Annotated in this window: 6 protein-coding genes; 5 read left to right on the top strand and 1 reads right to left on the bottom strand. The window is 74.8% G+C overall.

Going from position 1 to position 4,743, the window contains the following annotated elements; genetic code table 11:
• The 3 genes from E2C05_RS28730 to E2C05_RS28740 all read left to right on the top strand — a co-directional run.
• Positions 1-1,292: replication-associated recombination protein A (locus tag E2C05_RS28730; RefSeq protein WP_133223055.1), on the top strand; the 1,292-nt coding region annotated here is incomplete at its 5' end.
• Complete coding sequence (locus E2C05_RS28735; protein ID WP_133223056.1) at positions 1,289-1,672, top strand: fluoride efflux transporter FluC; 384 nt, start codon at positions 1,289-1,291, stop codon at positions 1,670-1,672. The genes E2C05_RS28730 and E2C05_RS28735, both read left to right, overlap by 4 nt.
• Positions 1,669-2,052 (top strand): lipocalin-like domain-containing protein, encoded by a 384-nt coding sequence (locus E2C05_RS28740; RefSeq protein ID WP_133223057.1) that lies wholly within the window; start codon positions 1,669-1,671, stop codon positions 2,050-2,052. The genes E2C05_RS28735 and E2C05_RS28740 overlap by 4 nt, the downstream gene beginning before the upstream one ends.
• Before the next feature lie 212 nt (positions 2,053-2,264).
• Here the strand turns inward: E2C05_RS28740 and E2C05_RS28745 are convergent, their stop codons facing one another.
• Entirely contained in the window at positions 2,265-2,726 is a 462-nt protein-coding gene (locus tag E2C05_RS28745) for a septal ring lytic transglycosylase RlpA family protein (RefSeq protein ID WP_133223058.1), read from the bottom strand.
• A gap of 158 nt (positions 2,727-2,884) precedes the next feature.
• Here E2C05_RS28745 and E2C05_RS28750 point away from each other — a divergent pair, with 158 nt between their 5' ends.
• Together E2C05_RS28750 and E2C05_RS28755 are read left to right on the top strand one after the other, a co-directional pair.
• The gene (locus tag E2C05_RS28750; protein WP_133223059.1) at positions 2,885-3,871 is read left to right on the top strand and encodes an RluA family pseudouridine synthase; all 987 of its coding nucleotides are present in this window, start codon (positions 2,885-2,887) and stop codon (positions 3,869-3,871) included.
• Between the two features lie 401 nt (positions 3,872-4,272).
• On the top strand, positions 4,273-4,743 hold a 471-nt coding region (locus E2C05_RS28755), incomplete at its 3' end, for an AsmA family protein (protein WP_133223060.1).

Raw genomic sequence — 4,743 nt, forward strand, 5'->3', positions numbered from 1 at the left:
CCGAACCGCGCGCGCCGGCCGGCCCGCGCCCGCTCGCCGACCGGCTGCGGCCACGCAGCCTGGAGGAGGTGGTGGGCCAGGACCAGCTGCTCGGCGCCGCCGGCGCGCTGTCCGGCATGCTGGCGCGCGGCAGCCTCGCCTCCCTCATCCTCTGGGGCCCGCCGGGCGTCGGGAAGACCACCATCGCGCGGCTGCTGGCGCAGCGGGCGGGGCTGGTCTTCGTCTCGCTCTCGGCGGTGTTCTCCGGCGTCGCCGACCTGAAGCGCGCCTTCGACGAGGCGCGGCTCCGCCGCCGCGCCGGGCAGGGCACGCTGCTGTTCGTGGACGAGATCCACCGCTTCAACCGCGCGCAGCAGGACGGCTTCCTGCCGGTGGTCGAGGACGGCACCGTCACGCTGGTCGGAGCCACCACCGAGAACCCGAGCTTCGCGCTGAACGGCGCGCTGCTGTCGCGCTGCCAGGTGCTGGTGCTGCGGCGGCTGGACGATGCCGCGCTCGACCTGCTGCTGACCCGGGCCGAGGCGGAGGCGCAGCGCGGCCTGCCGCTGGACGCCGCGGCGCGCGCCACGTTGCGCGCCATGGCGGATGGCGACGGCCGCTACCTGCTGAACCTGGCGGAGCAGCTGCTGGCCCTGCCCGCCGACGCGGCGCCGATGGACCCGGCGGCGCTGGCGGAATTGCTGGCGCGCCGCGCCGCGCTCTACGACAAGGACAGGGAGGAGCACTACAACCTCATCTCCGCCCTGCACAAATCGCTGCGCGGATCGGACCCGGATGCGGCGCTGTACTGGCTGGCCCGGATGATCCAGGGCGGGGAGGATCCGCGCTACATCGCCCGCCGATTGACCCGCTTCGCCGCCGAGGATGTCGGCATGGCCGATCCGCGCGCCCTGCCGCTGGCCATCGCCGCCTGGGAGACCTACGAAAGGCTCGGCTCGCCGGAAGGCGAGCTGGCGCTGGCGCAGCTCGTCGTGCACCTCGGCACCGCGCCCAAGTCCAACGCCGTCTATGCCGCCTGGGGCCAGGCGCAGCGCGCAGCGAAGGAGACCGGCAGCCTGATGCCGCCCGCCCACATCCTGAACGCGCCGACCAGGCTGATGAAGGAACTCGGCTACGGCGCCGGCTATGCCTACGACCATGACGAGGACGAGGCCTTTTCCGGCCAGGACTACTTCCCCGACGGCATGGCGCGGCGGCAATTCTATCGCCCGACGGGCCGCGGCGCCGAGGCCGCGATCGCCGAGCGGCTGGAACGCTGGGCCGCGCTGCGCGCCCGCAAGGCCGGACGATGACCGCCTTCGGCTGGCCCGCCCTGTTGCTGGTGGCGGGCGGCGGCGCGGTGGGGTCGGTGCTGCGCTACGCGCTGTCCACCTGGGCCATCCTCGCCGTCGGGACCGGCTTCCCCTGGGGGACGCTGGCGGTGAATGTCATCGGCAGCGCGGCGATCGGCGTCCTGGGCGGCCTGGGCGTCGATGGCGGCTGGCGGCTGCTGCTGGTCACCGGCCTGCTCGGCGGCTTCACCACCTTCAGCGCCTTCAGCCTCGAGACCGGGCTGCTGTTCCTGCGCGCCTGGTGGCTGGCCGCGGCCTATGTGGCGGCGAGCCTCTGGCTCGGCCTGGCGGCCTTCGGGCTGTGTTTCTGGATCGCGCGGCGTGCGGGAGGAATGGGATGAGGGACCGGCTGATCGGCTGCTGGCGGCTGCTGGAGGTGACCGCGCGTGACGCGGCGGGGCGGGCGGTGCCCTCGCCCTACGGGCCGCAACCGATGGGCGTGGTGCGGTTCGAGGCGGACCGGATGATGGCCGCGGTCGGCGACGGCCGCGCGCCGGCGGCCGGGGAAGGGCGCTTCTTCGCCTCCTATACCGGGACATGGACCTTCGACGGCACGGTGCTGTCGACGCGGGTGGACGCCGCCTATCCGCCGGAACGGATCGGCAGCGACCAGGTGCGGCAGGTGCGCATGAAGGGCGCGCATATCGTGCTGACGCCGCCGCCGCGCGAGGTGGACGGGGTGCTGCTGACCTTGGACCTGGAGTGGGAGAAGGTGGCCTAGCGGAGGGGCCTCAGGGGCATTTGCCCCCCCCCGGCAGGAGCCGGCGACGCCTGCGCCGCGCCTCCGCCAAGGCTCGGTCCCGGATGCCGCCAAGCGCTTGCCGTCCGCCACGCACCGCGCCGCGGCCGCGCGATCGCCTGACGAACGGCCCGCCCGCGCCAGGGGCGGGCCAAGGGTCCGCCGGGATGGGCGCGGGGCAGTGCCCCGGCGTGCTAGCGCGCCGCGACCCGTTCGTCCCGGTCCGGCACCCGCATCGGCTCCACCACCACCGGCGCCGTGCCGTCCTTCTTCATGTCGAGCTGCTCCGCCGTCCGCGGGCTGACATCGATCACCCGGCCGCGCGCATACGGACCACGGTCCTGCACCTTCACCTCGGCGGTGCGGCCATTCTCCAGGTTCGTCACCTTCGCCGTGGTGCCTAGCGGCAGTGTCTTGTGGGCGGCGGCGTTGCTGTTCGGGTTGAAGCGGGCGCCATTGGCCATGCGCCGGCCGTTGAATTTCGGGGCGTAGTAGCTGGCCTGGCCGCGCTGCGGCCGGACCTGCTGCGCGCGGGTCTGGGTCGGGGTCGCGCTCGCGCGATCCGCCGCCGCGGCTTGGTTGCGTGTGAGGTCCGGGGCTCCGACGCCGAGGACCAGGAGGGCCGCGCCAGCGGCCAGGGTTGCCATTCGGGTCATGAAGCATGCCGACGCATGGCGACGGCGATGGTTCCGGCCGCCGCCCCGGAACCACATGGGTTCGTGACGTCGTTCCGTGGCCCCGTGGCGTCCCCGGGCCGCCGCCGCGCCATGGCGTTTCGCCTGCGGCCCGCGAAGGTGGTATCCCTTCCGGCATCATGAGCATCGCCCACCGCATCGTCGCCCCCGGGGAGGCCGATACCCGCCTCGACCGCTGGTTCCGCCGGCATTTCCCGCAACTCGGCCAGGGCGCGCTGCAGAAGATGCTGCGCACCGGCCAGATCCGCGTGGACGGCAAGCGGGCGGAGGCCAATACCCGCCTGGCCGAGGGGCAGGAGGTCCGCATCCCGCCTTTGCCGGAAGGGCCGAAGCCGGAGCCCGGCCGCCGCCCGGTCTCGCCCGAGGATGCCGAGGCGCTGGAGCGGATGGTGATCCACCGCGATGCCAGCGTGCTGGTGCTGGACAAGCCGCATGGCCTGCCGGTGCAGGGTGGCCCGGGCATCGCCCGCCACCTGGACGGGATGCTGGATGCCCTGATCTTCGAGGCCGAGGAGCGCCCGCGCCTCGTCCACCGGCTGGACCGCGACACCTCGGGCGTGCTCATCCTCGGCCGCACCGCCGCCGCCGCGGCCTTCCTCGCCAAGGCTTTCCGCGGCCGGGACGTGGAGAAGACCTACTGGGCCGTGGTCATCCCGCAGCCGCAACTGGCGGAGGGGCGCATCGACCTGCCGCTCGCCAAGCTCGGCGGCCCGCGCGGGGAGCGGATGGAGGCGGTGGAGGACCCGGAGGAGGGCGTGCGCGCCATCACCGATTTCCGCACGCTGGACGCCGCCAAGCGCCGCGCCGCCTGGCTGGAGATGAACCCGCTGACCGGCCGCACCCACCAGTTGCGGGTGCATGCGGCGCAGGGCCTCGGCACGCCGATCCTGGGCGATGGCAAGTATGGCGGCGTCGCCGCGCATATGGACGGCCTGCCGAACCAGCTTCACCTGCATGCCCGGGCGCTGCGCCTGCCGCATCCCGATGGCGGCGTGCTGGAGGCGGCGGCGCCCCTGCCGCCGCATATGCAGGAGACCTTCCGCTTCTTCGGCTTCGAGGCGCCGCGCACCCCGAAGCCCCGCCGCCTCGCGCCGGCGAAGCGCTGAGCGCGGAGACCCGGGCGCGGCGGCCGGCGGCACGGCCTCCTGCCATCCGCGGTGCGGCATCCAGCGTCGAGGGGCCGTGCGCGGCCCCGTGGCCCCGCCTGCGTCGCGGGCGTCGCCGCCATGCGGGCGTCCGGGGCCGGCCGCCCTGTCCCTCCCGGCGCGACGCGTCCCAGGCCGGGCACGGCATCGCCGCCGCAACGCGGTCGCGGGGCGCAACCGCGCCTCCGGCGTTCCAGGCCGGCGGTCATCCGCCCTGCGGCGGATTGCGGTCCGGACCGAACGCTTCGCCGCCGCCGCGCTTTCATCGCCGGGCGGCGTCGTGCCGCCCGGCGTTCACGCCGCGCCGCCATCCGCTCTAGACTCCCCCGCCCCGCGACCAAGCCGACCGGGAACCGCCCCAGATGCCCCCCGACACCCCGCGCCGCCGCCGTTGGCCCTGGATCCTCGCCCTGCTCGTGCTCCTGCCCCTGGTGGCGGGCGCGGTGGCCCTGGCGAGCTTCGACCTGAATGGCCAGAAGCCGCGCATCCAGGCGCTGGTGAAGGAGAGGACGGGGCGCGACCTGGCGCTCAACGGGCCGATCGGCCTGAAGCTCTCGCTGATCCCGACCGTGACGGTCGAGGACGTGGCGCTGTCCAACATGCCCGGCGGCAGCCAGCCGCAGATGCTGACCCTGCGGCGGGCGGAGGTGCAGCTGGCGCTGCTGCCGCTGCTGTCGCGCCGGGTGGAGGTGGCGCGGCTGCGCCTGGTCGGGCCGGACCTGCTGCTGGAGACGGATGCGGAGGGGCGGCCGAACTGGGTGCTGGCGCCGCCGGCCGCGCCTGCCGCCCCCCCGCCGGCCGAAGCGGCGCCGGCCGCCTCCCCGCCGGCCGCG

This window comes from Paracraurococcus ruber (genome assembly GCF_004353985.1).
Classification (GTDB): Bacteria; Pseudomonadota; Alphaproteobacteria; order Acetobacterales; family Acetobacteraceae; genus Paracraurococcus; species Paracraurococcus ruber.